Annotated in this window: 25 protein-coding genes; 18 read left to right on the top strand and 7 right to left on the bottom strand. The window is 64.8% G+C overall.

The window, feature by feature from the left end:
* Window positions 1-193 precede the first annotated feature (193 nt).
* Both ilvD and ACT4OC_RS10640 read left to right on the top strand, forming a co-directional pair.
* The gene (gene ilvD / locus ACT4OC_RS10645; protein WP_444838943.1) at window positions 194-1,918 is read left to right on the top strand and encodes a dihydroxy-acid dehydratase; all 1,725 of its coding nucleotides are present in this window, start codon (window positions 194-196) and stop codon (window positions 1,916-1,918) included.
* Window positions 1,905-2,771, top strand: a complete 867-nt coding sequence (locus ACT4OC_RS10640) for a tetratricopeptide repeat protein (protein ID WP_444838942.1) — start codon at window positions 1,905-1,907, stop codon at window positions 2,769-2,771. The genes ilvD and ACT4OC_RS10640 overlap by 14 nt, the downstream gene beginning before the upstream one ends.
* A gap of 17 nt (window positions 2,772-2,788) precedes the next feature.
* Here ACT4OC_RS10640 and xth read toward each other — a convergent pair whose 3' ends face one another.
* Window positions 2,789-3,580: an exodeoxyribonuclease III gene (gene xth, locus ACT4OC_RS10635; protein ID WP_444838941.1), complete on the bottom strand. Its 792-nt coding sequence runs from the start codon at window positions 3,578-3,580 to the stop codon at window positions 2,789-2,791.
* Window positions 3,581-3,730: 150 nt separating this feature from the next.
* Between xth and ACT4OC_RS10630 the strand changes: the two genes are divergently transcribed.
* The 3 genes from ACT4OC_RS10630 to ACT4OC_RS10620 are packed head-to-tail and all read left to right on the top strand — an operon-like array spanning window position 3,731 to window position 8,841.
* On the top strand, window positions 3,731-4,861 hold the full coding sequence (locus ACT4OC_RS10630) for an efflux RND transporter periplasmic adaptor subunit (protein WP_444838940.1): 1,131 nt from the start codon (window positions 3,731-3,733) through the stop codon (window positions 4,859-4,861).
* A 3-nt stretch (window positions 4,862-4,864) separates the two neighbouring features.
* Window positions 4,865-7,993 carry an efflux RND transporter permease subunit gene (locus tag ACT4OC_RS10625; protein WP_444838939.1) on the top strand — a complete coding sequence of 1,043 codons (3,129 nt, stop codon included), beginning with the start codon at window positions 4,865-4,867 and terminating at the stop codon, window positions 7,991-7,993.
* A 17-nt stretch (window positions 7,994-8,010) separates the two neighbouring features.
* Complete coding sequence (locus ACT4OC_RS10620; RefSeq protein WP_444838938.1) at window positions 8,011-8,841, top strand: amidohydrolase family protein; 831 nt, start codon at window positions 8,011-8,013, stop codon at window positions 8,839-8,841.
* A gap of 4 nt (window positions 8,842-8,845) precedes the next feature.
* Here the strand turns inward: ACT4OC_RS10620 and erpA are convergent, their stop codons facing one another.
* Window positions 8,846-9,175: an iron-sulfur cluster insertion protein ErpA gene (gene erpA, locus ACT4OC_RS10615; RefSeq protein WP_444838937.1), complete on the bottom strand. Its 330-nt coding sequence runs from the start codon at window positions 9,173-9,175 to the stop codon at window positions 8,846-8,848.
* A 157-nt stretch (window positions 9,176-9,332) separates the two neighbouring features.
* Between erpA and ACT4OC_RS10610 the strand changes: the two genes are divergently transcribed.
* The 13 genes from ACT4OC_RS10610 to ACT4OC_RS10550 all read left to right on the top strand — a co-directional run bounded on the left by ACT4OC_RS10610 (window position 9,333) and on the right by ACT4OC_RS10550 (window position 22,525).
* A complete protein-coding gene (locus ACT4OC_RS10610) occupies window positions 9,333-10,541 on the top strand; it encodes a deoxyguanosinetriphosphate triphosphohydrolase (protein WP_444838936.1) in 1,209 nt (402 codons plus the stop codon).
* A gap of 10 nt (window positions 10,542-10,551) precedes the next feature.
* Entirely contained in the window at window positions 10,552-12,348 is a 1,797-nt protein-coding gene (gene argS / locus ACT4OC_RS10605; RefSeq protein WP_444838935.1) for an arginine--tRNA ligase, read from the top strand.
* Between the two features lie 116 nt (window positions 12,349-12,464).
* Window positions 12,465-13,979, top strand: coding sequence for an SPOR domain-containing protein (locus ACT4OC_RS10600; protein WP_444838934.1), 1,515 nt, complete (start codon window positions 12,465-12,467; stop codon window positions 13,977-13,979).
* Between the two features lie 46 nt (window positions 13,980-14,025).
* Entirely contained in the window at window positions 14,026-15,048 is a 1,023-nt protein-coding gene (gene nagZ / locus ACT4OC_RS10595; protein ID WP_444838933.1) for a beta-N-acetylhexosaminidase, read from the top strand.
* Window positions 15,045-15,866: a segregation and condensation protein A gene (locus tag ACT4OC_RS10590; RefSeq protein ID WP_444838932.1), complete on the top strand. Its 822-nt coding sequence runs from the start codon at window positions 15,045-15,047 to the stop codon at window positions 15,864-15,866. The genes nagZ and ACT4OC_RS10590 overlap by 4 nt, the downstream gene beginning before the upstream one ends.
* Before the next feature lie 21 nt (window positions 15,867-15,887).
* A complete protein-coding gene (gene scpB, locus ACT4OC_RS10585; RefSeq protein ID WP_444838931.1) occupies window positions 15,888-16,619 on the top strand; it encodes an SMC-Scp complex subunit ScpB in 732 nt (243 codons plus the stop codon).
* Window positions 16,620-16,777: 158 nt separating this feature from the next.
* Window positions 16,778-17,014, top strand: coding sequence for a twin-arginine translocase TatA/TatE family subunit (locus ACT4OC_RS10580; protein ID WP_444838930.1), 237 nt, complete (start codon window positions 16,778-16,780; stop codon window positions 17,012-17,014).
* 97 nt (window positions 17,015-17,111) lie between these two features.
* Window positions 17,112-17,603, top strand: a complete 492-nt coding sequence (gene tatB / locus ACT4OC_RS10575) for a Sec-independent protein translocase protein TatB (RefSeq protein WP_444838929.1) — start codon at window positions 17,112-17,114, stop codon at window positions 17,601-17,603.
* Entirely contained in the window at window positions 17,600-18,409 is an 810-nt protein-coding gene (gene tatC, locus ACT4OC_RS10570; protein ID WP_444838928.1) for a twin-arginine translocase subunit TatC, read from the top strand. The genes tatB and tatC overlap by 4 nt, the downstream gene beginning before the upstream one ends.
* Window positions 18,410-18,519: 110 nt before the next feature.
* Window positions 18,520-19,890: a caspase family protein gene (locus ACT4OC_RS10565; protein ID WP_444838927.1), complete on the top strand. Its 1,371-nt coding sequence runs from the start codon at window positions 18,520-18,522 to the stop codon at window positions 19,888-19,890.
* Window positions 19,891-19,963: 73 nt separating this feature from the next.
* Window positions 19,964-20,443, top strand: a complete 480-nt coding sequence (locus ACT4OC_RS10560; protein ID WP_444838926.1) for a hypothetical protein — start codon at window positions 19,964-19,966, stop codon at window positions 20,441-20,443.
* Window positions 20,444-20,673: 230 nt separating this feature from the next.
* Window positions 20,674-21,996 (top strand): serine--tRNA ligase, encoded by a 1,323-nt coding sequence (serS, locus tag ACT4OC_RS10555; RefSeq protein ID WP_444838925.1) that lies wholly within the window; start codon window positions 20,674-20,676, stop codon window positions 21,994-21,996.
* 70 nt (window positions 21,997-22,066) lie between these two features.
* A complete protein-coding gene (locus ACT4OC_RS10550) occupies window positions 22,067-22,525 on the top strand; it encodes a hypothetical protein (protein ID WP_444838924.1) in 459 nt (152 codons plus the stop codon).
* A 29-nt stretch (window positions 22,526-22,554) separates the two neighbouring features.
* Here the strand turns inward: ACT4OC_RS10550 and ACT4OC_RS10545 are convergent, their stop codons facing one another.
* The 5 genes from ACT4OC_RS10545 to pqqD all read right to left on the bottom strand — a co-directional run bounded on the left by ACT4OC_RS10545 (window position 22,555) and on the right by pqqD (window position 25,541).
* Window positions 22,555-23,403 (bottom strand): hypothetical protein, encoded by an 849-nt coding sequence (locus ACT4OC_RS10545; RefSeq protein ID WP_444838923.1) that lies wholly within the window; start codon window positions 23,401-23,403, stop codon window positions 22,555-22,557.
* Entirely contained in the window at window positions 23,301-23,819 is a 519-nt protein-coding gene (locus ACT4OC_RS10540; RefSeq protein WP_444838922.1) for a urate hydroxylase PuuD, read from the bottom strand. The genes ACT4OC_RS10545 and ACT4OC_RS10540 overlap by 103 nt, the downstream gene beginning before the upstream one ends.
* A gap of 178 nt (window positions 23,820-23,997) precedes the next feature.
* Window positions 23,998-24,072 carry a pyrroloquinoline quinone precursor peptide PqqA gene (pqqA, locus tag ACT4OC_RS10535; RefSeq protein ID WP_008618162.1) on the bottom strand — a complete coding sequence of 25 codons (75 nt, stop codon included), beginning with the start codon at window positions 24,070-24,072 and terminating at the stop codon, window positions 23,998-24,000.
* Between the two features lie 82 nt (window positions 24,073-24,154).
* Window positions 24,155-25,285, bottom strand: a complete 1,131-nt coding sequence (gene pqqE / locus ACT4OC_RS10530) for a pyrroloquinoline quinone biosynthesis protein PqqE (RefSeq protein WP_444838921.1) — start codon at window positions 25,283-25,285, stop codon at window positions 24,155-24,157.
* Window positions 25,254-25,541 carry a pyrroloquinoline quinone biosynthesis peptide chaperone PqqD gene (pqqD, locus tag ACT4OC_RS10525; RefSeq protein ID WP_444838920.1) on the bottom strand — a complete coding sequence of 96 codons (288 nt, stop codon included), beginning with the start codon at window positions 25,539-25,541 and terminating at the stop codon, window positions 25,254-25,256. The genes pqqE and pqqD overlap by 32 nt, the downstream gene beginning before the upstream one ends.
* Window positions 25,542-25,677: the final 136 nt, after the last annotated feature.

Raw genomic sequence — 25,677 nt, 5'->3', positions numbered from 1 at the left:
CGGCAACGATTGTGTCGCCGGGGCAACAGATGGCTAACATTTGAGTGGAAAGGCGGATGGTGGAACCGAACGCCGCTTTTTAGCCACACCCCTCCATGAAATCATTTCCCCAGAAATCCACAGGGCTGGCAGAGGCGAAGGGAGGGACCTCCCGGGACCGCAAGCGAGTTGTCCGGTGGAACGGACCCGCGCGATGGACGCCAGGACGAACATCAAGGCAAGGCTCCCCAGCCGTCACGTGACGGAAGGGCCCGAGCGCGCGCCGCACCGGTCCTACCTCTACGCCATGGGCCTGACGACCCAGCAGATTCACCAGCCCTTCGTGGGCGTGGCGTCCTGCTGGAACGAGGCCGCCCCCTGCAACATCGCGCTGATGCGCCAGGCCCAGGCGGTGAAAAAGGGCGTGGCGGCCGGCGGCGGCACGCCGCGGGAATTCTGCACCATCACCGTCACCGACGGCATCGCCATGGGCCATGACGGCATGCGCTCCTCGCTGCCGTCGCGCGAATGCATCGCCGACTCGGTCGAGCTGACCGTCCGCGGCCACGCCTACGACGCCCTGGTGGGCCTTGCCGGCTGCGACAAGTCCTTGCCCGGCATGATGATGGCGATGGTCCGCCTCAACGTGCCCTCGATCTTCATCTACGGCGGGTCGATCCTGCCCGGCAGCTTCCGCGGCCAGCCTGTGACCGTGCAGGACATGTTCGAGGCCGTCGGCAAGCACTCGGTCGGCGAGATGTCCGACGATGATCTGGACGAAATCGAGCGCGTGGCCTGTCCTTCGGCAGGGGCCTGCGGCGCCCAGTTCACCGCCAACACCATGGCGACCGTCTCCGAGGCGATTGGCCTCGCGCTGCCGTATTCGGCCGGCGCGCCGGCGCCCTACGAGATCCGCGATGCCTTCTGCTCCGCCGCCGGCGAGAAAGTGGTTGAGCTGATCGCGCTAAACCTGCGTCCGCGCGACATTGTCACCCGCAAGGCGCTGGAAAACGCCGCCGCCGTGGTCGCCGCTTCCGGCGGCTCGACCAACGCCGCGCTGCATTTGCCGGCGATCGCCAACGAGTGCGGCATTAAATTCAATTTGTTCGACGTCGCCGAAATCTTCAAAAAAACACCCTATGTCGCCGATTTGAAGCCGGGCGGCCGTTATGTTGCCAAAGACATGTTTGAGGTTGGCGGCATTCCGCTTCTGATGAAGACGTTGCTCGATAATGGCTTTCTGCACGGCGATTGCCTGACCGTGACGGGCCGAACGATCGCCGAGAACCTCAAAAGCGTGAAATGGAATGCGCACCAGGATGTCGTGCGCCCAGCCGACAAGCCGATCACCGTCACTGGCGGTGTCGTCGGCCTGAAGGGAAATCTCGCCCCAGAAGGTGCGATCGTGAAAGTCGCGGGCATGTCGAAGTTGAAATTCACCGGGCCGGCCCGCTGCTTCGACCGCGAAGAAGACGCCTTCGAATCCGTCCAGAAGCGCACCTACAAAGAGGGCGAGGTCCTCGTCATCCGCTACGAGGGGCCGCGCGGCGGTCCGGGCATGCGGGAGATGCTGTCGACCACGGCGGCCCTGACCGGGCAGGGCATGGGCGGCAAGGTCGCCCTGATCACAGACGGCCGGTTCTCCGGCGCCACCCGCGGCTTCTGCATCGGCCATGTCGGCCCCGAGGCGGCCGTTGGCGGCCCGATCGGCCTGTTGCAGGACGGCGACATCATCGAGATCGACGCCGAGGCCGGTACCCTTAACGTAAAATTGACCGACGCCGAACTCGCTCAACGCAAGACCAAATGGGCCCCTCGCGCGACTAATCATACGTCGGGTGCGCTGTGGAAGTATGCCCAGCAGGTTGGGCCGGCGGTGGATGGGGCGGTTACCCACCCAGGTGGCGCACACGAGAAACAGTGTTATGCGGACATCTAGGCGTACCATAATTGCGTTCGTTCTGGGGGCCATCCCGCTGGCTCCCGCGCTCGGATTCGATGGCACGCCGGTCAACTCGCGCGTCAAGTCGGCGGCGCCGCTGGGGGTCGTAGCGACCCCGCCCGCGGCGGCCGCGCAGCTCAACAACAAGCCGGTTCCGCCGGCAGCCGTGCCGGCATCCGCGGTTCCCGGGCCTGCGAACGCGACGTCCTCCTCGATGATGGCCCTGGAATATGCCGCCGAGGGCGGCCATCCCGTGGCGCAGTGGAAGCTCGGGCGGATGTATGCCGACGGCGACGGCGTGGCGCAGAACGACCTGCGCGCCTTCGAATATTTCAGCCGGATCGCCAACCAGCACGCCGAGGACAATCCGTCGGCGCCGCAGGCCGGCATCGTCGCCAACGCCTTCGTCGCGCTCGGCCGCTATTACCTCAGCGGCATTCCGAATTCGAAGGTGAAGTCCGATCCGGAGCGGGCGCGGGAGATGTTCTCCTATGCGGCGTCCTATTTCGGCAATGCGGACGCGCAGTACGACCTAGCCCGGCTTTACTTCAAGAGCACCGGCAATTCGCCCGAGAGCTTCCGCCAGGGCATCCGCTGGCTGGGTCTGGCCGCGCAGAAGGGCCAGTACCAAGCCCAGGCGCTGCTCGGACAGATGCTGTTCAACGGCGAGCAGATGCCGCCGCAGCGCGCCCGCGGCCTGATGTGGCTGATCCTGGCGCGCGAGAACGCCGGTGCCGACGAGGCTTGGATCAAGGAAAGCTACAACCGGGCGATCGCGAAGGCCTCCGAGAGCGACCGCGCCATGGCGCTGCAGATGATCGAGCACTGGGTCAAGGGCCGCCGCGACTGAGGCTGCGGCGGGTCGCTTCAGGCCGTCTCGAGATCGAAATCCGCCCAGACCGGCACATGGTCCGACGGCTTCTCCCAGGCCCGCACAGAGCTATCGATGCCGACATCGACCAGCCGGTCGCTGGCCTGCGGGGACAGCAGCAGATGATCGATCCGCAGGCCCCAGTTCTTCTGCCAGGCGCCGGCCTGGTAGTCCCAGAACGTATATTGCCCCGGCGCATCGCTGACGGCGCGCAGCGCGTCCGTCAGGCCGAGGCCGAGCAGGGCCTGGAAGGCCTCGCGGGTGTCGGGGCGGAACAGGGCGTCGTCAGTCCAGGCCGCGGGGTTGTAGACGTCGCTGGCCGCCGGGATGACATTGAAATCGCCGGCCAGCACTAGCGGCTCCTCGGCCTTTAGCCGCTCCTTCGAATATTCAAGAAGGCGGTACATCCACTTGAGCTTGTAAGCATATTTGTCGCCGGGGGCGGGATTGCCGTTAGGCAGATAGAGGCACGCCACCCGCATCACGCCGCGCTTCAGCGTGACCACGCCCTCGATGAAGCGGGCATGGGCGTCCTCGTCGTCGCCGGCCAAGCCCGACTTGGTCTCGTCGAAGGGCAGCTTGGAGAGAAGCGCGACGCCGTTGAAGGTCTTCTGCCCGTGGCAGACGACGTTGTAGCCGAGCGACTCGATCTCGAGCCGCGGAAAGGCCTCGTCAGTGCATTTGGTCTCCTGCAGGCAGACGATTTCCGGCGAGCATTCCTTCAGCCATGTGAGGAGGTTTTCGAGCCGCTGACGTATCGAATTAACGTTCCAGGTAGCAATGCGCATGGAGAAGGCCGACCATTACCGACAATTTAGCTTAGTGGCATACCATGTGCCGCCCGGCTGTGATAACCATTTACAAACAAGGCACAAAATTCGCCGTCAAGAGGCCGGAACAGGCGGCGCCGGTGTTATTGACCGGCGGACGTGACAACGATGAACAAACGAACCTGGATATTCCTGGCAGGCGCGCTTGGCATTGCAGCGGCGGGTGCCTTTGTGACCCGGACTTCCTGGATGGGCGGCAATACAAGCACCCAGGGTCCGCAGCGTCCGCGCGCGGTCTCGGTCGAGCTTGCCAAGGCGGAGCGCCAACCGGTTCCCATCGATGTCGATGCCAACGGCATTGTCACCCCGATCTCCAGCGTGGCGCTGAAATCGCGGCTGGAGACGACCATCGTGGCCGTGCATTTCCAGGACGGCGCCAGGGTCAACGAAGGCGATCTGCTGTTCACCCTCGATTCCCGCCAGATCGATGCCCAGATCGAGCAGGCCGAGGGCACGCTGGCCAGGGACCAGGCGCAGCTCGAAGGTGCGTTGCGCGACCTGCGTCGCTACACCGACCTCGTCGCCAAGGGTGCGACCACCCAGGTCAATCTCGACAATGCCAGGACGCAGTCCGACACGCTGACCGCCACCATCAAGGCCGATCAGGCCGTGCTCGACAATTACAAGGTCCAGAAGAGCTACACTCAGATCCGCGCGCCGTTCGCCGGGCGCATCAGCACGGCCAACGTGAAGGTCGGCAATTTCGTGCGCCCGGCCGACGCCCAGCCGCTTGCCGTCATCAACCAGATGGCGCCGGTCTACGTCACCTTCGCGGTCCCGCAGCGCGTGCTGGTCGATCTGCGTGAGGCGATGGCGAAGGACGGCTCGCGGGTGATTGCGACCGTTCCCGGCCGGCATAGTTCGGAAGAGGGCAAGGTCGCGATGGTCGAGAATGCCGTCGATGCCGCCACCGGCATGATCACCGTCCGCGGCATCATGGACAACGGCAACGAGACGCTGTGGCCGGGGACGCTGGTCTCGACCAAGCTGATCATCCGCACCGAGGAGTCCGTCGTGGTGCCGACCATCGCCGTGCAGCGCAGCCAGAGCGGCAACTTCGTCTTCGTCGTGAAGGATGGCGCCGCCAGGGTGCAGCCGGTGAAGGTCGATCGCACTTTCCAGGGTTATTCGGTGATCGCCGAAGGCCTGTCAGGCGACGAAAGCGTCGTCACCGACGGTCAGTTGTTGCTGTCGGAAGGAACGCGGGTCGAGCCGCGCGCCAGGAAGGCCGGGGCGTAGCCCATGACGCTCTCCGAACTCTGCATCCGCCGCCCGGTGATGACGACGCTGATCACGGCGACGATCATCGCGTTCGGCGTGTTCGGATTTCGCCTGCTGCCGGTATCGGCGTTGCCGAGGGTCGATTTCCCGACCATCGCGGTGACCGCGACGTTGCCCGGAGCCAGCGCCGATACGATGGCGGCCTCGGTCGCCGGCGTCATCGAACGTCAGCTTTCGACCATCGCCGGCATCTCCTCGATGACGTCGAATTCCTCGCAAGGCACCAGCGTCATCACCGTCCAGTTCGACCTCAACCGGAATATCGATGCTGCCGCGCTCGACGTGCAGACCGCGCTCACGATCGCGCAGCGCAGGCTGCCGATCGAGATGCGGATCCCGCCGAGCTTCCGCAAGGTGAACCCGGCCGACTTCCCCGTGCTGTTCGTCGTGCTCGGATCGCCGACGCTGCCGTTGTCCACGGTCAACGAATATGCCGACATCACCATCGGCCAGGCACTCTCGCAATTGCCGGGCGTCGCCCAGGTTTCGGTGTATGGTGCGCAGAAATTCGCGATCCGCGTCCAGGCCGATCCGGCGGCGGCGGCCGCGCGCGGGCTGTCGATGGAAGACATCCGCAGCGCAGTCGCCAGCGCCAACTCGTCGACGCCGGTCGGCACGCTGAACGGGCCGAAGCAGGACGTGGCGCTGCAGGCCTCCGGCCAGATGGACAAGGCGGCCGACTACAGCAAGATCGTCGTCAAGTGGGTCAACGGCTCGCCGGTCAAGCTCGACGAGGTCGCGCGCATCTACGACAGCGTCGAGAACGACAAGATCGCGAGCTGGCTCAACGGCAACCGCTCGATCGTGCTGGGCATCCAGAAGCAGCCGGACGCCAACACGGTGGCGGTGGTCGACGCCATCCTTGCCAAACTGCCCGCACTGCGCGCTGCGATCCCGCCATCGGTCTCGATCAACGTGCTGATGGACCGTTCGATCTCGATCCGCCAGGCGGTCGCCGACGTCGAGGCGACGCTGTTGATCGCCGTCGGGCTCGTCATCCTCGTGATCTTCATGTTCCTGCGCTCGGCCTCCGCCACCTTCATTCCGGCGCTGGCAGTACCGATCTCGCTGATCGGTACCTGTGCGGCGATGTACGCGCTCGACTACTCCATCAACAACATGACGCTGCTGGCGCTGACGCTGTCCGTCGGGTTCGTGGTCGACGACGCCATCGTCATGCTGGAGAACATCGTCCGCCACATCGAGCGCGGCATGCGGCCGTTCGAGGCGGCGCTCAAGGGCGCGCGCGAGATCGGCTTCACCATCATCTCCATCACCTTCTCGTTGATTGCGGTGTTCATTCCGGTGCTGCTGATGGGCGGCATCGTCGGCCGCGTGTTCCGCGAGTTCGCCGTCACCATCTCGGTCGCGATCCTGGTGTCGGGCTTCGTATCGCTGACGCTGACGCCGATGCTGTGCGCGCGCGTGCTGAAGGCGCATGACGCGACCAGGAGGCCCAACGTCGTGCTGCGGGCGTTCGAGCGCATGTTCGATGCCTGGCTCCGCGCCTATGAGTGGACGCTCGACCGGGTGCTGGCCCGCAAGTTCCTGATGCTGATGGTGACGTTCGCAACGCTGGGCGGCACCGTCTACCTCTACATGATCGTGCCGAAGGGATTCTTCCCGCAGGAGGACACCGGCTTCCTGATCGGCGTGACCGAAGCCGCTACCGATACTTCCTTCGAGGCGATGAAGGAGCGTCAGCTGGCGCTGGTCGATCTGCTGAAGGCCGATCCGGCGATCGACTACATCAATTCCACCGTCGGAGCCGGCGGGCCGAACACGACGGCGAACTACGGACGCCTGTTCGTAGCGCTGAAGCCGAAGAAGCAACGCGAGAATCTCAACGCGATCATTGGACGGCTTCGGGCCAAGGCGCGCGAGGTGCCGGGCATGCAGGTGTTCTTCCAGCCGATCCAGAACCTCAATATCGGCGGGCGGATTTCGAAGAGCCAGTATCAATATGTGATGCAGAGCGGCGACACGGAGGCGCTCTATCGCACCGCGCCGGAGATGCGTGACAAGATTGAGAAGCTCCCGGGTCTGCTCGACGTCACCACCGATCTCTACATCAAGAACCCGCAAATGACGGTCGACATCGACCGCGAGAAGGCGGCGATCTACGGCGTCACCGTCGATCAGGTGCGCAACCAGCTCTACAACGCCTTCGGCACGCGCCAGGTCGGCACCATCTACATGCCGTCGAACGACTACCAGATCATCCTGGAGGCGGACCCGCGCTTCAAGGTCGATCCGTCCGACCTGTCGAAGCTCTACATGAAGACGGCGAACGGCCAGACCATCCCGCTCGATGCCGTTGCAAAGCTGATGCCGAGCGTCGGCCCGCTGCAGATCAACCACCAGGGCCAGCAGCCGGCGGTGACGATCTCGTTCAACCTCGCGCCGGGCGTTTCGCTGGGGTATGCGACGGATCGCATCAAGGATCTCGAACGCGCCGCAAATCTTCCGCCCACGATCGTTACGAATTTTTCGGGCATCGCGCAGGTCTTCGAAGATTCGAAAAGCGGGCAGGGCGTCCTGATCCTCGCCGCCGTGTTCGCCGCCTTCGTCATCCTCGGCATCCTCTACGAGAGCTTCATCCATCCGATCACCATCATCTCGGGCCTGCCGTCGGCCGGCATCGGCGCGATCCTGACCCTGATGCTGTTCAAGATGGAGATGTCCGTCATCGCCATGATCGGCATCGTCATGCTGGTCGGCATCGTCAAGAAGAACGCGATCATGATGGTGGACTTCGCGCTGGAGCGCCGCCGCGTCGGCCTGTCGGCCGAGCACGCCATCCGCGAGGCGGCGCTGCTGCGTTTCCGCCCGATCATGATGACGACCTTCGCCGCGATCTTCGGCACGCTGCCGATCGCGCTCGGCGCCGGCGCGGGCGCGGAGTTGCGCCAGCCGCTGGGCGTTGCCGTGGTCGGCGGTCTCTGCCTTTCGCAACTGCTGACGCTCTACATCACCCCCGTGGTCTACATCTATCTCGACCGCATCGACCGCCGCCTCAAGCGCCGTCTCGAGCCGCAGGCCGAGGATGCCGGCGATGGAGAGCCGCCGCGCGCGGTGGCGGCCGAATGACCGGAGCGGGCAGGGCAATGCGGGCCGCCGCGGCGCTCGCCGCCCTTGTGCTGTTCGCGGGATTTTCCCGCGATGCCCGCGCCGCCGAGCCGATCGAAATCTTCGACGCCCATCTGCACTACAATTGGGAGCCGAAGCCCCACTATCAGGTCGAGGAAGTCCTGGCGCTGTTCCGCAAGAACCGCGTCACCGGCATCCTCGCCACCAGCCGTCCCAACACCGGCACCCATGCGCTTGTTGACGCCAGGCCCGAAGGGCTATGGGTGGTGCCCTTCATCCGCCCCTACCGCGTTCGCGCGGATATCCAGACCTGGTTCGGCGATCCGCTGACGCTGGAGCTCGTGCAGGAAGAGTTCAAGCGCGGCTATTATCGCGGCATCGGCGAATTCCACATCTCGGGACGCGCGGCCGATACCGAGGTGGTGAAAAAGGTCGTCGATTTCGCCGTCGCCAACAACCTCTACCTCCACGCCCATGCCGACGAGGAAGCGGTCGAAATCCTGATGCGGCACAATCCGCGGGCGCAGATCGTCTGGGCGCATACCGGCTTCGGTCTGTCGACCGATCGCGTCGCGGCGCTGCTGACGAAGTATCCGAAGCTGTGGGGCGAACTGTCTTATCGCAGCGGCATCGTCGATGGCGGCGGCAAGCTGACGGCGGAGTGGCGCGGCCTGTTCGAGAAATTCCCCGACCGCTTCCTGATCGGCTCGGACACCTGGATATCCGAGCGCTGGGCCAGCTACGGCGACATCATCGCCGGCTATCGGGCATGGCTCGACCAGCTGCCGCCGAATGTCGCGGCGCAGATCGCCAATGGCAACGCGAAAGCGCTGTTCGCGGCGAATTAGGAAATCAGATCGAGAAGCTGGTGCCGCAGCCGCAGGAGGCGGTGGCGTTCGGGTTGACTACGCGGAACGAGGCGCCGATCAGGTCGTCGACGAAATCGACCTCCGACCCGGCGAGGAACGGCGCCGAGGCGGAATCGACCAGCACCACCGCGCCCTCGCGGGCGATCACGAGGTCGTCCTCGGCCTTGGCGTGGTCGACGTCGAACTTGTACTGGAAGCCGGAGCAGCCGCCGCCTTCGACGCTGATGCGCAGCATGGCGCCGTCGCCTTCGCCCTTGAGGATCTCGCCGATCCGGCGGGCAGCCCGCTCGCTGACGGTGATGGCAGCAGTCATATTCGTCTCTCTCTATTTTGAGCATGATCTTTCGGAAAACCGGGGCCCACTTTTCCGGATCATGCTCGGGCGTCATAGCCAATTCATTTGGTATCCCGCGTTCTCCATAGTTAAGTGCGCGGACAAGCGGAATCAAATGCATAAGGATTAAATTGCCGTGACGGTCGGAATGGCAGCCCCGCGCGCGCCCTTTGCCTGCGACCCCGACGCAAGCCGCGGGCGGCTGTTTGCGGAGCCGCCGAGCCGGACCCGCAGCCCGTTCCGGCGGGATTGCGACCGGGTGATCCATTCCACCGCCTTCCGCCGGCTGAAGCACAAGACGCAGGTTTTCGTGTTCCACGAGGGCGACCATTACCGCACCCGCCTGACCCACTCGCTGGAAGTCGCCCAGATCGCCCGCGCGATGGCGCGGCAGCTCGGACTCGACGAAGACCTCACCGAGACGCTGGCGCTCGCCCACGACCTCGGCCATCCCCCGTTCGGCCATGCCGGGGAGCGGGCGCTGGATGCCTGCCTGAACGGCCATGGCGGCTTCGACCACAACGCGCAGGCGCTGCGTGTCGTCACCGCGCTGGAGCACCGCTACCCCGAATTCGACGGACTGAACCTGACCTGGGAATCGCTGGAAGGCATCGTCAAGCACAACGGCCCGCTCACCGAGCGGGGCGGCACGCCAATCGGGCCATATCGCGCGCACGGCGTTCCCGTCGGCATCTCCGACTACGTCAGGGACTTCGACCTCGAGCTCTGGAGCTTCGCCTCGATGGAGGCGCAGGTCGCGGCGATCGCCGACGACATCGCCTACGACGCGCACGACATCGACGACGGCCTGCGCGCGGGCCTGTTCCGCGTCGACGACCTCAAAGTGATGCCGCTGATCGCAGACGTCATTGCCGCCATCGCGCAGCACTATCCCGCCCTCGACGAGGTCCGGCGCGGGGCGGAGCTGGTGCGCGAGCTGATCTCCTATCTGATCACCGCCGTCATGACGGAGGCGGGGAAGCGGATTGCCGCGGCGCAGCCGCAATCGGCGCAGGACGTGCGCAACCAGAAGCAGGCGATGATCGCCTTCCCGGCCGGCGTGGCGGAAGCGGAAGCGGGGATCAAGGCGTTTCTCTATCAGCACATGTACCGCCACGCGCGGGTGATGCGGGTGATGGGGGAGGCCGAGCGGATCGTGGCCGACCTGTTCGAACGCTATCGCAAATCGCCCGGCGACCTGCCGGCGGAATGGCTGGAGGGCACGGGCCAGGAAACCGAGACGGAACGCATACGCCGGATCGGCAATTTCATCGCCGGGATGACCGACCGCTACGCGCTGATCGAGCATCAAAGGCTTTTTGACTCGACCCCGGATTTACGTTAGGCGGCGGCTTATGGCCGAAAAATCCCCGTCCCAGCACCTGTTTGCCGCCGTTTTGGCCCGTGTTCACGCGGTTTGCCGCGCGTTGGCCGCCGAGGGCGGTTGGCCCCCGAATGTCGATTTCTCGCGCATTGTGGTCGAGCCGCCACGCGATGCCAGCCACGGCGACATGGCGACCAATGCCGCCATGGTGCTCGCCAAAGACGCCAAATCAAAGCCGCGCGAGCTCGCCGACAGGATCGCGGAGAAGCTGCGCGCCGACGATCTGATCTCGGCGGTCGATGTCGCCGGACCCGGCTTCATCAATCTCACCCTGAAGCCGTCGGCGTGGATTTCCGAACTGCGTACGGTGCTGGGCGAGGGTGCCGCCTACGGCCAGAGCGCAATCGGTGCAGCGCAGAAGGTCAACGTCGAATACGTTTCCGCCAATCCCACGGGGCCGATGCATGTCGGCCATTGCCGCGGCGCGGTGTTCGGCGATGCGCTGGCAAGCCTGCTGCAGTTCGCCGGCTTCGATGTTGTCAGAGAATATTACATCAACGATGCCGGCGCCCAGGTCGACGTGCTCGCGCGCTCGGCCTTCCTGCGCTACCGCGAGGCGCTCGGCGAGGACATCGGCGCAATCCCCGAAGGACTCTATCCCGGCGACTACCTGAAGCCGGTAGGCGAGGCGCTCGCGCAGGAGCATGGCGACAAGTTCAAGGCGATGAGCGAAGCCGCGTGGCTGCCGGTCGTGCGCGCCAGGGCGATCGCGATGATGATGGACGCGATAAAGGGCGACCTTGCCGCGCTCAACATCAAGCATGAGGTGTTCTTCTCCGAGCGTTCGCTGATCGAGGCCGGCAACAATAAGGTCGCCGAGACCATCGATTTCCTGCGCGCCAAGGGCGACATCTACGAAGGCAGCCTGCCGCCGCCCAAGGGCAAGCCGGTCGAGGACTACGAGGACCGCGTCCAGACGCTGTTCCGCGCTACCGCCTATGGCGACGACGTCGACCGTCCGCTGATCAAGTCGGACGGCTCCTACACCTATTTCGCCTCCGACATCGCCTATCACAAGAACAAGTACGATCGCGGCTTCCGCGACCTGATCGACGTGTGGGGCGCCGACCACGGCGGCTACATCAAGCGCGTGCAGGCCGCGATCAAGGCTGTGACCGATGACAAGGCCACGCTCGACGTCAAGATCGTTCAGCTCGTGCGCCTGCTGCGGGCCGGCGAGCAGGTGAGGATGTCGAAGCGGTCGGGCGATTTCGTCACCCTGCGCGAGGTCGTCGACGAGGTCGGCTCGGACGCCGTGCGCTTCATGATGCTGTTCCGCAAGAACGATGCGGTGCTGGATTTCGACCTTGCCAAGGTGATCGAGCAGTCCAAGGACAACGCCGTCTTCTACGTCCAGTACGGCCATGCCCGCGGGCACTCCGTCTTCCGCAACGCGCGGGAGGAGGTGGTTCCCGACCTGCCGGAGGAGGCCGGGGCCCGTTTGGCGTATCTGGCGGGCTCTGCGGTCGAGCGGCTGACCGAGCCCTCGGAACTCGAAATATTGAGGCGCTTGGCGGTCTACCCCCGGACGGTGGAGGCGGCCGCCACCGCACATGAACCACACCGAATCGCCTTTTACCTGTATGATTTAGCCAGCGAATTTCATGCGCTTTGGACCAAGGGCCGCGATTTGCCCCATTTACGCTTCATTATCAATCATGATGCAGAGCTTACAAAAGCGCGCCTGGCCATGGTCCAGGGCGTCGTTTCGGTTCTGGCGTCTGGACTGGCCGTACTTGGCGTCCACGCTCCGACCGAAATGAGGTAGCTTTGAGTAGCTAGGGGTAGCAGGCCGCGCACATGGGGATGTCCGCGGCATCTGGCAGGTGACAATTCGTTGCTCGTACGACTTGGCTCCTTCCTGAAGGGGATGCATCGATAGCGATGGCTGATCGATATCAGGACCGACCGTTTCCCGCCCATGACGACTATGGTCGCGGCACGGATCAGCATGGCCACAAGGCCGAGAGCGATCCGCTCGCCGAGCTCGCCCGCCTGATCGGCCAGACCGATCCGTTTGCGATGGGTCGCGCCAATGCGAAGCCGCAGTCGCAGGCCGCGCCGCGTTACGAAGCTCCGCAATACCAGCCGCAACAGCAGTATCAGCCCGAGCAGTACGAGCCGGAGCAGTACGAGCCGGAATCCGAGCCGCCGGCAGGCCCGCCGCCGTGGATGCAACGCGCCAATGCGAGAGCGCAGCAGGGAGCGCCGCAGCAGCCGCAATATGACGACGAAGCGGACTGTCAGCCGGCCCCGGTGCATCCGCTGCACCGCCATGGGGCGCAGCAGGCCGCGCAGCCGCAGCAGCATGCGCAGTATCAATACCGGGAAGAGCCGCAATACGCCGAGGAGCCGCAGCAGACCGATCCGTCGCGCTACGACGATGCGCTGTACGGCCAGATCGAGTCCGCGCAGGACTATCAGCGCGAGCCCGCCTATCCCGACGATCCCTATGCCTATCAGGGCGCCTATGACGAGGAGCCGGAGGAGCAGCCGCGCAAGCGCGGCGGCATCATCACGGTTGCAGCGGTGCTGGTGCTCGCCGTGGTCGGCACCGGCGCGGCCTTTGCCTACCGCACCTTCGTCGGCTCCCCGCGCAGCGGCGAGCCGCCGATCATCAAGGCCGACCACAGCCCGACCAAGATCGTGCCGGCGCAATCCGAGGCCGCGCCGAAGGCGCCGGATCGCATGACCTTCGGCGACGGCAACGAGAAGATCGTCCCGCGCGAAGAGACGCCTGTCGACGTCAACGCCCGCAGCGGTCCGCGCGTCGTGTTCCCGCCGCTGAACCAGAACGCCAATCCGCCTTCGCCCGCGAGCGTCGTTCCGAACCCGCCGCCGGCGAACACCGCCGCCAATGGCACCTTGCCGAACAACGAGCCGCGGCGGGTCAAGACGCTGTCGGTGAAGGGTGACGCTGCGGATGCTGGCATGCCCGGCGGTGCGCCGAAGCCAGGCGCGGCTCCGGCACAGGTTGCTGCCCCCCGGACCCAGCCCGCCGCTCCGCCGCCGGCCACTGCGCCGCGCAATCCGCCGACCTCGGCCAACGCCAGCGCCAACGCGCCGCTCTCGCTTACCCCGGGCGCGCCTGCAGCCAACGAACCGCCTCAAAGGGTCGCTGCGGTCAATCCCGCGCCGGCCCCGACCAGCGGCGGCTACGTCGTACAGGTCTCCTCGCAAAAGACCGAGGCTGACGCGCAGGCGTCCTACAAATCGCTGCAAGGCAAGTTCCCGAACGTGCTCGGATCCCGCTCGCCCCTGATCAAGCGGGCCGATCTCGGCGAAAAAGGCGTGTTCTACCGCGCCATGGTCGGACCGTTCGGCAGCCGGGACGAGGCCGTCCAGTTCTGCGGCAGCCTGAAGACCGCCGGCGGGCAGTGCGTCGTCCAAAGCAATTAATCGCGGTTTCCTTGACCCCCGGGCGGGCTGAGGGCAAACCCGCCCGATGCCATCTAGCGCATTCATTACGGGCGTATCCGCCACCGAGCTGACCGCCGCCGAACGCGATTTTCTTCGCGCCGAGCGGCCGTGGGGCTTCATCCTGTTCAAGCGCAACGTCGATAGCCCGGCCCAAGTGGCTCGGCTGGTTGGCGAATTGCGGCAGGCCGTTGGCGAAGCGGATGCGCCGGTGCTGATCGACCAGGAGGGCGGCCGGGTGCAGCGGCTTGGGCCGCCGCATTGGCCGGTCTACCCGCCGGGAGCGGTATTCAGTTCCCTCTATGACCGCGAGCCGGCGCTGGGCCTGAAGGCGGCGCGGCTGAGCAACCGGCTGATTGCCGCCGATCTCGCCGAGCTCGGCATTACCGTCGATTGCCTGCCGCTGGCGGACGTTCCCGTGGCCGGGGCCGACGCCGTGATCGGCAACCGTGCCTATGGAACCGAGCCCGCCAAGGTCGCGGCAATCGCGCGGGCCGTTACCGACGGGCTGGAGCAGGGCGGCGTCCTGCCGGTCTTGAAGCATATCCCCGGCCATGGGCGGGCGACGGCCGACAGCCATTTCCGCCTGCCGACGGTCGATACTTCGCGCCAGGAGCTGGAACGGACCGATTTCGCGGCGTTTATCCCATTGGCGGACCTGCCGATGGCGATGACTGCACATGTTGTGTTTAGCGCGCTGGACCCCGCCCAACCGGCGACGACTTCTGCGACAATCGTCGAACAGGTGATTCGCGGCAGTATCGGGTTCCAGGGCTTGTTGATGAGTGACGATGTTTCCATGAACGCACTGGCGGGATCGATCGCCGAGCGGACGCGGGCCATCGTCGCGGCCGGCTGCGACATGGTCCTGCATTGCAACGGCAAGCTCGACGAGATGCGCGAGGTCGCCGGCCAAACGCCGGAATTGTCCGGCAAGGCGCTGGAGCGCGCGAACAAAGCATTGGCGTCGCGCAAGCCGCCAGTGCCGTTCGACCGCGAGGCGGCGCGGGCTGAGCTCGACGCGTTGGTGCAACAAACGGGAATCGCATGACCGCGGAAATTCTGTCCTTCGAGACCGGGCGGCCGGCCGAGATCGCCGAGGGCGAACCGGCATTGGTGGTCGACGTCGGCGGCTATGAAGGGCCGCTCGACCTGCTGCTGACGCTGGCGCGGCAGCAGAAGGTCGACCTCTCCAAGATTTCGATCCTGGCGCTGGCCGACCAGTATCTCGCCTTCATCGAGGCGGCTCGAAAGATCCGCCTGGAGCTTGCCGGCGACTATCTCGTGATGGCGGCGTGGCTCGCTTATCTGAAGTCGCGCCTGCTGCTGCCGGAGCCGCCGACGCCGGACGGGCCGAGCGCCGAAGAGATGGCGACGGCGCTCGCCAACCGTCTGCGCCGGCTGGAAGCCATCCGGGAAGCTGCGAACCGGCTGATGAACCGGCCGCAGTTCCAGCGCGATATCTTTCCGCGCGGCGCTCCGGAAAACATCGCGGAGATCCGCCATCCCCGGTATACCGCCACGCTCTACGACCTGCTGACGGCCTACGCCTCGCAGCGCCAGCAGCGCGTGCTGGCGAGCGTGCATCTGGCCAAGCGCACGGTGTGGTCGCTGTCGGAAGCGCGCGCCTCGCTGGAGCGGCTGGTCGGCATGGCCGAGGACTGGAGCTGCCTCGACGAGCTGCTGATGCAATACGTCGTCGATCCCTCGCAGCGGGCCACGGTGTTTGCCTCGAGCTTTGCCTCGGCGCTGGAGCTCGTGCGCGAAGGCGAGATGGAGCTGAACCAGAAGTCGGCGTTCGCGCCGTTGTACTTCCGGAAACGTCCGGCGCAGGCAGCCGCTGCCGCGCCGGAAGCTCCGGTCGAGTAAGTGAAGAAGGAGACTTTGCCCATGGCAAGCCTGGCGGAGAAACGCGTGGCGGACGACGAGGCACCCCCCGCCGATCTGCAAGCACGCCCCGAGGAGCTTCGTCTGCTGGAGGCGCTGCTGTTCGCGTCCGCCGAGCCGATCGATCAGGCGACGCTCGCCAAGCGCTTGCCCGATGGCGTCGACATCAAGGCGGCGCTGGCGCAGCTGCAGGCCGAGTATGCGCCGCGCGGCGTCAATCTCGTGCGCGTCGCCAACAAGTGGGGCTTCCGCACCGCCGGCGATCTATCCTGGCTGATGACCCGCGAAAGCACGGAGACGCGGCGCCTGTCGCGCGCGGCCATCGAGGTGCTCGCCATCATCGCCTATCACCAGCCGGTGACGCGCGCCGAGATCGAGGAAATCCGCGGCGTGGTCACTTCCAAGGGCACGCTGGACGTGCTGCTGGAAACCGGGTGGATCCGCCCGCGCGGCCGCCGCAAGACGCCCGGCCGTCCGCTGACCTTCGGCACCACCGAGGCCTTCCTGACCCAGTTCAGCCTGGAGCAGCTGTCCGACCTGCCGGGTCTCGACGAGCTGAAGGGCACGGGCCTCCTGGATTCCCGCCTGCCGACCGGCTTCAACGTGCCGAACCCGTCGGACGATCCGGCGCTGCGCGAGGACGAGGACGCGCTGGAGCCGGGCGATACGCTGGAGCTATTGCTGGCGCCCGCCGCAGAACCGGAAAAAGACCCTGAGAAAGGCGAGGGCAACTAGTTCCCTCAACTGAACTTTCCGGGGTTAACGGTAGCAAAAATACGTAAGGCCCACAGCGATTTGCCGCGGCCCAAGTCCTTGTTTTTGGACCCTTGCGGGCCTACCTTCCGCTCAAAGCCAGGGCCGGCGCGGGCCCAGTATCTTTGGAGGGTTGCAGGATGGGTTCGCTTAGCATTTGGCACTGGATCGTCGTGATCGCAGTGGTCCTGCTGCTGTTCGGCCGCGGCAAGATTTCCGACCTGATGGGCGACGTCGCCAACGGCATCAAGGCCTTCAAGAAGGGCATGAAGGAAGACGAGGCCGAAAAGCCTGCCGAGCCGGTGAAGACCATCGACCACAATTCCACGCCGGCGCCTACGGCGAGCCGGTCGGACGTCGGCAGCAAGGCCGTCTAAAGTCCGGGCGAGGCCGGTCGAGAAGAGCCGCGGGCACCCTCAAATCCTGCTAAGGAACGGGGGTTTTGACTGGCTTCGCGCGTGAGCGGATTTTTTCATGTTCGATATCGGGTGGACTGAACTGGTCGTCATCGCGGTCGTCGCGCTGATTGCCATCGGCCCGAAGGAGCTGCCCGGCGTGCTGCGCATGGTCGGCCAGTGGATCGGCAAGGCCCGCCGGATGGCCACCGAATTCCAGGGCCAGTTCCAGGAGGCCATGCGCGAGGCCGAGATGGCCGACCTCAAGAAGAGTTTTGACGAGGTCAAGGATGTCGCCACCGGCTTCAGCGGCGCCAATGTGATGACCGAGTTGCAGAAGGACGTCAGCGACGCGCTCGCCATCGACAAGCCCGCCGACGCGCAGGCCGCCTCCACCGCCAGCGAGCCGGTGATGCCGACCGAGCCCACGGCTCCGACGCCGCAGACCTTCGTCGAGGCCGAGACCCATGCGGCGGCAAGCGAGCCGCTTGCGATCGTCCGCGAAACTGAAGTCCCGCCGCAGGAAGCAACGCCGGCAATCGACGCGCCGAAGGAAGCCAAAGCGTCATGAGCGCCGAAGACATCGAGGCCAGCAAGGCGCCGTTGATGGATCACCTGATCGAGCTGCGCTCGCGGCTGATCAAGGCGCTGCTCGGCTTTGGCGTGGCCTTCATCGCCTGTTTCTTCTTCGCCAAGCCGATCTACAACGTGCTGGTCTGGCCGTATGTCTGGGTGGCCGGGGCGGAGAACTCGACGTTCATCTACACGGCATTGCTGGAATATTTCATCACCCAGCTGAAGCTCGCTTTGTTCGGCGCCGCCTTCATCTCGTTCCCGATCGTGGCGACCCAAATCTACAAGTTCGTCGCGCCCGGCCTCTACAAGCACGAGCGCAACGCCTTCCTGCCGTATCTGGTCGCCACCCCCGTGTTCTTCGTGCTCGGCGCGATGCTGGTCTACTTCGTCGTGATGCCGATGTTGACCCGCTTCTCGCTCGGCATGCAGCAGATGGGCGGCGACGACACCGCCAAGATCCAGCTGTTGCCCAAGGTCGGCGAATATCTGTCGCTGATGATGTCGCTGGTCTTCGCCTTCGGCATCGCCTTCCAGCTGCCCGTGATCCTGACGCTGCTGGGGCGGATCGGCGTCGTCAATTCGAAAATGCTGCGCGAGAAGCGGCGCTATTTCATCGTCGGCGCCTTCATCATCGCGGCCGTGCTGACCCCGCCGGACGTGCTGAGCCAGGCCTCGCTGGCGATCCCGCTGCTCGTGCTCTACGAGGGCGCCATCTTCGCCGTGCAGATCGTGGAAAAGAAGGCGACCGCGAGCAGTACGGCCTCCGCCGGCGCGCCGTCCGCCACCAATCCCGCGGAATAGGGGTTATCTACCGCAAGATCGCTGAGGGGGCAGATCAGGGAGCGGCGGCGCTTTTCGCAGTGCCTGCCGGATGCTAGTCTGCCACAGCTGAATTGTGGGATGCGTTAGGGATGCGGGGGGCACTATCGATCCATTCAGGAAATCGCCACGCGGTGGCAGCCGCGGTTGTCGTGCTGTCGTTTCTGTCGACCGGTCCCGCCGCTGCGGCGAAGCGCATTGCCCTGGTGGTGGGCAACTCAGCCTATCAAAACATTGCTCGGCTCGATAATCCCCGCAACGACGCGACGCTGATGGCAGATACCCTGTCGAGCCTCGGCTTCACCCTTGTCGGCGGACGCGCCCAGCTCGACCTCGACAAGATGGCGCTCGACAACGCCGTGCAAAACTTCGGGCGGCAGATCCAGGGCGCCGACGTCGCGCTGTTCTACTATGCCGGCCACGGCGTTCAAGTGACAGGCTCGAACTATCTGGTGCCGGTCAGCGCCAATCCGACGCGCGAGGCCGACGTCGATTTCCAGATGGTGGACGTCAATCTCGTGCTGCGCCAGATGCAGGGGTCCGGTACGCGGCTGAACATGGTAATCCTCGACGCCTGCCGCAACAATCCCTTCGGCGCCCGCGGATTGCGCTCGTCCGAGGGTGGCCTTGCCCAGATGCGGGCTCCGGAGGGCACGCTGATCTCCTATGCGACACAGCCCGGCAGCGTCGCCCTGGACGGCCGCGATGGCCACAGCCCCTATACCAGGGCGCTGGCCACGACAGTCAAACAGCCGGGGCTGGACATCTTCCAGACCTTCAATCAGGTCGGCCTCACCGTAAAGCGGGAGACCGGCGGGGCGCAGCAACCGTGGGTGTCCTCCTCGCCGATCGACGGCACTTTCTATTTTGTCGCGCCTGCGGCGGCGGCTTCGTTGCCCAAGGTAGCCATTGCACCTCCGCCGGAGGCGCGGGTCGCCGATACGCTGCGCCCGGATCCCGACTACGTGCCGATCAAGGATGCAGCGCTACTGCGGGAATTGAGCGAACGTCTGTACGAGCACAATTTTGATCCGGAGCTGCCCGACGGCAAGACCGGCATGAAGCTGGCGATCGCCAAGTTTCAGGAAAAGAGCAATTTGAAGCCGTCAGGCGAAGCCACCCAAGGGGTGCTGATGCGCTTGCGGAAAATGAACGATCTGAAACCGTGGGGATCGATTGTCTACGGCCCCGACAACGACAAATGGGGAATTTCCTGGAACCACACGTCGCGCCGGGCCGCGGTTGACGATGCGCGCAAGAATTGCGGGGCGAGCAAATGCGCGATGGAGCTGAGCTTCTTTGGCGACCGATGCGGCGCCTTCGCGATCTCGGCCGAATCCTGGTCGCTGGTTGAGCGCGAAACCATTCAGCGCGCCAAACAAGCCGCGCTTGACGAGTGCGGCAAGACTGGCAAGTCTTGCCGGGTGATTGGCGCGGTCTGTGCCGACGGCTCGGGCCGCTAGGGTTTTTTCCTTGAGGAATTTGAAGGCAATGCCTGTCCAAAATGTCATTCGCCGTTCGACCAGGACTGGTCTGGTGTTGCTGCTGCTGTCGGTCGGGTCTGGAGCGGGCCTTGCGCTCGCGCAGTCCGGCAGCGCCGGCGGCAGCATTGGCAATGACGAAAAGTCGCTGTCCGGGTCGCGCCAGACTCCGCGTGCGGTCGAGAGCGAAAAGCCCGCGCGAAAAAGCAAGCCCGAGGCCGAGACGCCCCGTCGCGCGTCGCGGAAAAGCGAAGGTGGGAGCGGCGGCGGTGGCGGAAATTTCGACGGCGCTTGGGTTGCCGTTGCCGTGGGTACACCCTGCGGCAGAAGCACCGAGCGATTTGTCGTCTCCGGCGGCCGTATTTCGGGCGAATTGAGTTCGGGTCAGGTCAGCCCCAATGGCTCCACGCGGTCCGGCGGATCCGCCTCGGGTTTGAGCTGGACCAGCACTGGCCGCTTCTCAGGGACAACCGGCTCCGGTTCCTTTGTGCGATCCGATGGATGTAGCGGACGCTGGACCGCGTCAAAACAATAGTTGCGAATACTGGCTCGTACCGCCTGATGACCGGGTATGCCAGACCCTGCATCGCCGACAACAATCATCAAGATATGGGTCGCTCACGGGCTTGTCCCGGGCATCCGCGTCTTTTACAGACCTTGCACGGAAGAGGGGGGCCGCGACCCGGCTCCGCCAAGGCAACGAGCTCACCCGGCTCGCCGGAGCTTGAGCGGAGTAGCCCGGCCATGACGCAGGAATGACTGGCCATGCACGACATCAAAGCGATCCGCGATAACCCGCAAGCCTTCGACGCCGGCCTCAAGCGGCGCGGGCTCGCGCCATCGTCGCCGTCGCTGCTGGCGATCGACGAGCGGCGCCGTGCCGCGATCCTGGCCTCCGAGCAGGCGCAGGCGCGGCGCAACGCGGCCTCCAGGGAAATCGGCGACGCCAAGAAGGCAAAGGACGAGGCGCGTGCCAACAAACTGATGGCGGAGGTCGCAGAGCTCAAGACCAAGATGCCGGAGCTCGAGGCCGCCGCAAAGACAGCCGACGAGGAACTGGCGCGTGAGCTCTCGGCGATCCCGAACCTGCCGCTCGACGAAGTGCCCGATGGTACCGACGAGCACGGCAATGTTCGGCATCACGTATTTGGCAAGGTGCGCGAATACGGTTTTGCGCCGAAGCCGCATGACGATCTCGGTAGCGCGCTCGGCTACATGGACTTCGAGGCGGCCGCCAAACTTTCCGGCGCGCGCTTTGTCGTGCTGAAGAAGGGGCTGGCGCGGCTGGAGCGCGCGATCGGGCAGTTCATGCTCGATCTTCACACCGGCGAGCATGGCTACACCGAAATCAATCCGCCGCTGCTGGTGCGCAACGACGTGATGTTCGGCACCGGGCAACTGCCGAAATTCGAGGACGACCAGTTCTGGGCAATCAAGGGCGAGTTGCTCGCCGCGCCGGCCGAAGAGTTGCGCAGCCAGCGCCTTGGGCTCATCCCCACCGCCGAAGTCTCGCTCACCAATCTCGTTCGTGAATCCATTCTCGACGAGAAGGAGCTGCCGATGCGGCTGACGGCGCTGACGCCGTGCTTCCGCGCCGAAGCGGGCGCGGCGGGTCGCGACACCCGCGGCATGATCCGCCAGCATCAGTTCAGCAAGGTCGAATTGGTGTCGATCGCAACGCCCGACAACAGCAAGGACGAGCTGGAGCGCATGCTGGCCTGCGCCGAGGAAGTGCTGCGCCGGCTCGACCTGCATTACCGCGTGATGACGCTGTGCGCCGGCGACATGGGCTTCTCCGCACAGAAGACCTACGACATCGAGGTCTGGATGCCCGGGCAGGGCGACGGCGGAGCTTACAGGGAAATTTCCTCCTGCTCGTTGTGCGGCGATTTCCAGGCACGGCGCATGGATGCGCGCTCGCGCGGTCCCGACGGCAAGCCGCGTTTCGTGCACACGCTGAACGGCTCCGGCACCGCGGTCGGCCGCGCGCTGATTGCGGTCATGGAGACCTACCAGCAGCAGGGCGGTGCGATCGCCGTGCCCGACGTGCTGCAACCCTATATGGGCGGGCTCAAGACGATCGAATAGGCTGGTTATCTTGATTGGAGCATGATCTTGTCCGAAAACCGGCTCCCACTTTTCGGGATCATGCTCTGAAATGCCTCTGCATCGCGATATCTTCTGGATCGGCCGGCAATGGGCGGTCACCGGATTCGGGATGCAGGCGATCAACCAGAAGCACGGCGGCGAGTTCGACATCCCGATCGAACGGCTGTGGGATGACGATCTGATCGACATCCTGCGCGGGCAGAAGTGGTTCAATCCCGACGATTTCGACAAGGGGCTTGCGGTGGCGCGGGCGCGTCATCCGCAGCCGCAAAGGCCGGCGGCACCGCTGCCGGTAGAGCGGCTGCTGCAGGCGAGCGCGCCGCGCGCAGTGCCGCAGCCATCCGCATCGCCCGTCATCCCTGCCGTCGAAGCCCCGCCGATCGCCGCCATGGAAGCAGCGCCGGAACCGGTGGATTCGCCGAAGCCGGCGCCGTCCTTCCCCGAGATGCGCATCCTTTCGCATTCTGCAAAATTGCTGCGGGTTTGGCGCGCGCTGCGGCGCCGGTAGATGGCGGGAGGCCTGAGGATTGGCGCCCCTCATTGCTGCCAGAACGGGACAGCAGCCAACGGTCCGTAGCGCATCAGCGGGCGGCAACATTGAACGAGGCAAGCACCGGCATCCATCCGATTCCGCACGTCGCCGCGACAATGAATCCCTCCAACCGCGACAACGGGCATGAGGGAGTGAAGGTCCGCGATGAGCGCGGCGTCGGCTCCCTCGACGACGATCCCGTCGAAACATGCTGCGCCGGCAGCTTCGGCAAGATCGCCGAGATGCGGCCCCGCCGGGATCTTCAGCAGCAACGGTCCTGCGCGGACGACCCGGGCGCCCCGCCGCAGGAGGGCAAGGCTTTGGGGCAGTGGCCAGCGCAATGAACCGCCCTTGCCACACAAGCTGAGGCTGACGTAGTCGGCCGACGAAGCCAGGACCTCAAGGCATTGCGCCACGCCGTCCATTGCCTGGGTCAAGGTGCCTCCGTCGTCGGGGCCGACCACAATGCCGAGCCTGGCCGGACCGGGACGGCGGGCCGCGAGCACGGCTTGCGCAAGTGACGGGCGGTCGGGGCCGCCGTTCAGGCTGACGGTTCCGAGTTCCGCAAAGCCGAATCCAAGATGACCGAACCGGCGGCCGACGCGGCCAAAACGATCGAATCCTGCGGCAACGCCGACGGGTGAGGTGAAGCTGATGCCGAAGGCATCGGCCTTCGAGGAGCTTCGCGGTGCGACCGGCACCGTGCAAGCGAGTTCGCAAGCAGTCAGCGCAAGGCGATGGACGCCGGTCTTCAGCCCAGCAGCAAACCGTGCCCGCCTGCCATCATCAAGAACAGCAGCGGAATGGACAGCATGGTGTTGACCCTCGCCGACAGGAACGTCACGCGTGAGCATTGCACCCTCTCTTCATGTGACGCCGGAACAAATCCCAGGACTTTCTTCTGATGTGGCCAAAGCACGAGCCAGAGGTTCATAACCATCATGGTCCCGATCCAGAATCCAACCCCGATAGGAGCCGCAGCTCCCGACAAGGTCACGGCATCCACCAGCATCCCGTTGCGCGACAGCATTGCCAAGCCTGTCAACCAGACCACCACCGAAGCCCAGCGGAAGGTCCCGTGTTCGCGCTGAAGTCGGGATTGAAAGTCGTTCCCGGCAGCATCGGCAGGCCGGGCCTCGCCGGCAAACGGGATAAAGTCGGGACGAGAAATGAAATTGGCGTAGTTGTGGCCGATCCAGATCAGGGCTCCGCCGACGTGCAGCCAGCGCAAGGCGAGATCGATCAGCCGGAATGCATCAAAAGTGTCCAAGGACGAGAACGCGAATTGCGAGTGCGATAACGACCGTCAACGCCACGCCGCAAGCGATCGTGCCCCAGACGGAATCCAAGACGGTCGCGCGGAACGGGGGCGGCGGGGCCATGAGGAGCTCGATCGGGGTTGTGCAGGCGGGCGGAGAGGGACCCGAAGGTCCCTCTCCCTTCTCGAATTAGCGGACAAAGACGTAGGCTGTGACTTCAAAACCCATTCGCAAGTCGCAATAGGCAGGCTTTTCCCACTTCATAGCACACCTTTCCATGGTCTAACGTGCACACTCGAAGCTAGGCGCGACCTACCGCTGCGAATATCGGCAATAGGTAGTAGGCCTATGTCGAGGGAGCCGCGCCGGCCTCGCGCATCACCAGCGGGCGTGAATTGCGCTGCGGCCGATGGGCTTCGACGATGGCCTCCTCGACCAGGTGGTGGAACGGCGACTTCGCGCAAGCCGGATCGGAGTTGGCGCCATCGCCGGTCAGCAGATAGGCCTGGCAGCGACAGCCACCGAAGTCCTTCTCCCTTTCGTCGCAGCTCCGACACGGCTCCTTCATCCATTCGTCGCCGCGATAGCGGCGGAATGCAGGAGATTCATTCCATATCCATTGCATGGAATGCTCACGCGCCGAGGGGAAGTCGAGCCCCTTGAGCACGCGCGCTTCCTGGCAGGGCAGAGCGAGGCCGTCGGGCGCGATCGTCATGATGATGCTTCCCCAGCCGTTCATGCACGCCTTGGGACGTCCGTTGAAGTAATCCGGGATGACGAAGAAGATGATCATCTTCCTGCCGATCCGCTGGCGGAACGAATTGATTGCCGCTTCCGATGCCTTCAGCTCCTCGAGAGTCGGCATCAGTTCGTCTCGATTGACGAGTGCCCAGTTGTAGTACTGAACGTTGGCAAATTCCACGTAGTCGACACCCAGATCCAGCGCCATCTCCAGATAGGCGCTGGTGTGGGCGATGTTCTGCCGCACGACCGGAATGTTCAACACGACCGGAAATCCCTGCGCCTTGATTTCCCGGATCATGGCGATCTTGTGATCGTGGACCGGCGCTCCCACCAGGGCATTGGTGGTCGCAGCGTCGTGGGACTGAAGGCTGACCTGAATTTGCTTCAGGCCCGCGTCCTTGAGCCGCGCCAATCGCTTGGCGCTCAGGCCGACGGTGGAGGTGATCAGGTTGGTGTAGTAGCCGAGGCGATCGGCCTCACTGACCAGCTCCTCGAGGTCTCGGCGCATCAACGGCTCGCCGCCGGTGAAGCCGAGTTGCAGGCTGCCGAGCGCGCGGCTCTCGCGCATGATCCGCATCCACTCTTCGGTGGAGAGCTCATTCTTTGCGGAGCCGAGGTCGAGCGGGTTGCTGCACCACGGGCATTTCAGCGGACAGCCGTAGGTCAGTTCGCAGACGAGCCAAAGCGGCTTGCCCTGACCGTCAAGCCTTAACGCGGGTCCAGCCTTTGTCATTGGCAATCTCCAGAAATTCCAGAATATCGGCGGAAACGTCCTGGCCGTCGCAGAGCGCGGTCAATTCCGCCACCACCTCGTCGATCCGGCGGCCGCCGACTACTCGCTTGAGAATCTCGGCGGCGGAGGAGTTGAGCTTCACAATTCCTTCGGGATAGAGAAGAACGTGCGCCTGCTCGGAATCTTCCCACCGCAAGAAATACATTGGATGGAGTTCGACAATGTCGGTTAGGCTTGGTCGAGTGACCTCGGACATGCATCCTCCCGATGGGCGTTTTCCGTTTCCGCGTCGTTCGCCGGCACTGCCTGCGGCAGTCATCCTTGTCGACTGCGCCGTCATTGTGTTTGGCGAACTCTTGCAGCAGCAATAGGCCTAAGGTCGTAGGTTCATT

This window comes from Bradyrhizobium sp. (genome assembly GCF_052389815.1).
Taxonomy (GTDB): domain Bacteria; phylum Pseudomonadota; class Alphaproteobacteria; order Rhizobiales; family Xanthobacteraceae; genus Bradyrhizobium.
Note: the sequence above shows the minus strand (reverse complement) of the source record. Positions and strands in the feature narration are given on the sequence as shown.

Excerpts from the sequence above, each read along its gene's own strand:
- ilvD (WP_444838943.1), top strand. The coding sequence starts at position 194 with ATGGACGCCAGGACGAACATCAAGGCAAGGCTCCCCAGCCGTCACGTG.
- ACT4OC_RS10625 (WP_444838939.1), top strand. The coding sequence starts at position 4,865 with ATGACGCTCTCCGAACTCTGCATCCGCCGCCCGGTGATGACGACGCTG.
- tatC (WP_444838928.1), top strand. The coding sequence starts at position 17,600 with ATGAGCGCCGAAGACATCGAGGCCAGCAAGGCGCCGTTGATGGATCAC.
- argS (WP_444838935.1), top strand. The coding sequence starts at position 10,552 with ATGGCCGAAAAATCCCCGTCCCAGCACCTGTTTGCCGCCGTTTTGGCC.
- pqqD (WP_444838920.1), bottom strand. The coding sequence starts at position 25,541 with ATGTCCGAGGTCACTCGACCAAGCCTAACCGACATTGTCGAACTCCAT.
- scpB (WP_444838931.1), top strand. The coding sequence starts at position 15,888 with ATGGCAAGCCTGGCGGAGAAACGCGTGGCGGACGACGAGGCACCCCCC.
- ACT4OC_RS10545 (WP_444838923.1), bottom strand. The coding sequence starts at position 23,403 with ATGCTCACGCGTGACGTTCCTGTCGGCGAGGGTCAACACCATGCTGTC.
- ACT4OC_RS10590 (WP_444838932.1), top strand. The coding sequence starts at position 15,045 with ATGACCGCGGAAATTCTGTCCTTCGAGACCGGGCGGCCGGCCGAGATC.
- ACT4OC_RS10580 (WP_444838930.1), top strand. The coding sequence starts at position 16,778 with ATGGGTTCGCTTAGCATTTGGCACTGGATCGTCGTGATCGCAGTGGTC.
- ACT4OC_RS10620 (WP_444838938.1), top strand. The coding sequence starts at position 8,011 with ATGCGGGCCGCCGCGGCGCTCGCCGCCCTTGTGCTGTTCGCGGGATTT.
- ACT4OC_RS10640 (WP_444838942.1), top strand. The coding sequence starts at position 1,905 with ATGCGGACATCTAGGCGTACCATAATTGCGTTCGTTCTGGGGGCCATC.
- serS (WP_444838925.1), top strand. The coding sequence starts at position 20,674 with ATGCACGACATCAAAGCGATCCGCGATAACCCGCAAGCCTTCGACGCC.
- ACT4OC_RS10550 (WP_444838924.1), top strand. The coding sequence starts at position 22,067 with ATGCCTCTGCATCGCGATATCTTCTGGATCGGCCGGCAATGGGCGGTC.
- ACT4OC_RS10600 (WP_444838934.1), top strand. The coding sequence starts at position 12,465 with ATGGCTGATCGATATCAGGACCGACCGTTTCCCGCCCATGACGACTAT.
- tatB (WP_444838929.1), top strand. The coding sequence starts at position 17,112 with ATGTTCGATATCGGGTGGACTGAACTGGTCGTCATCGCGGTCGTCGCG.
- pqqE (WP_444838921.1), bottom strand. The coding sequence starts at position 25,285 with ATGACAAAGGCTGGACCCGCGTTAAGGCTTGACGGTCAGGGCAAGCCG.
- nagZ (WP_444838933.1), top strand. The coding sequence starts at position 14,026 with ATGCCATCTAGCGCATTCATTACGGGCGTATCCGCCACCGAGCTGACC.
- ACT4OC_RS10565 (WP_444838927.1), top strand. The coding sequence starts at position 18,520 with ATGCGGGGGGCACTATCGATCCATTCAGGAAATCGCCACGCGGTGGCA.
- xth (WP_444838941.1), bottom strand. The coding sequence starts at position 3,580 with ATGCGCATTGCTACCTGGAACGTTAATTCGATACGTCAGCGGCTCGAA.
- ACT4OC_RS10630 (WP_444838940.1), top strand. The coding sequence starts at position 3,731 with ATGAACAAACGAACCTGGATATTCCTGGCAGGCGCGCTTGGCATTGCA.
- erpA (WP_444838937.1), bottom strand. The coding sequence starts at position 9,175 with ATGACTGCTGCCATCACCGTCAGCGAGCGGGCTGCCCGCCGGATCGGC.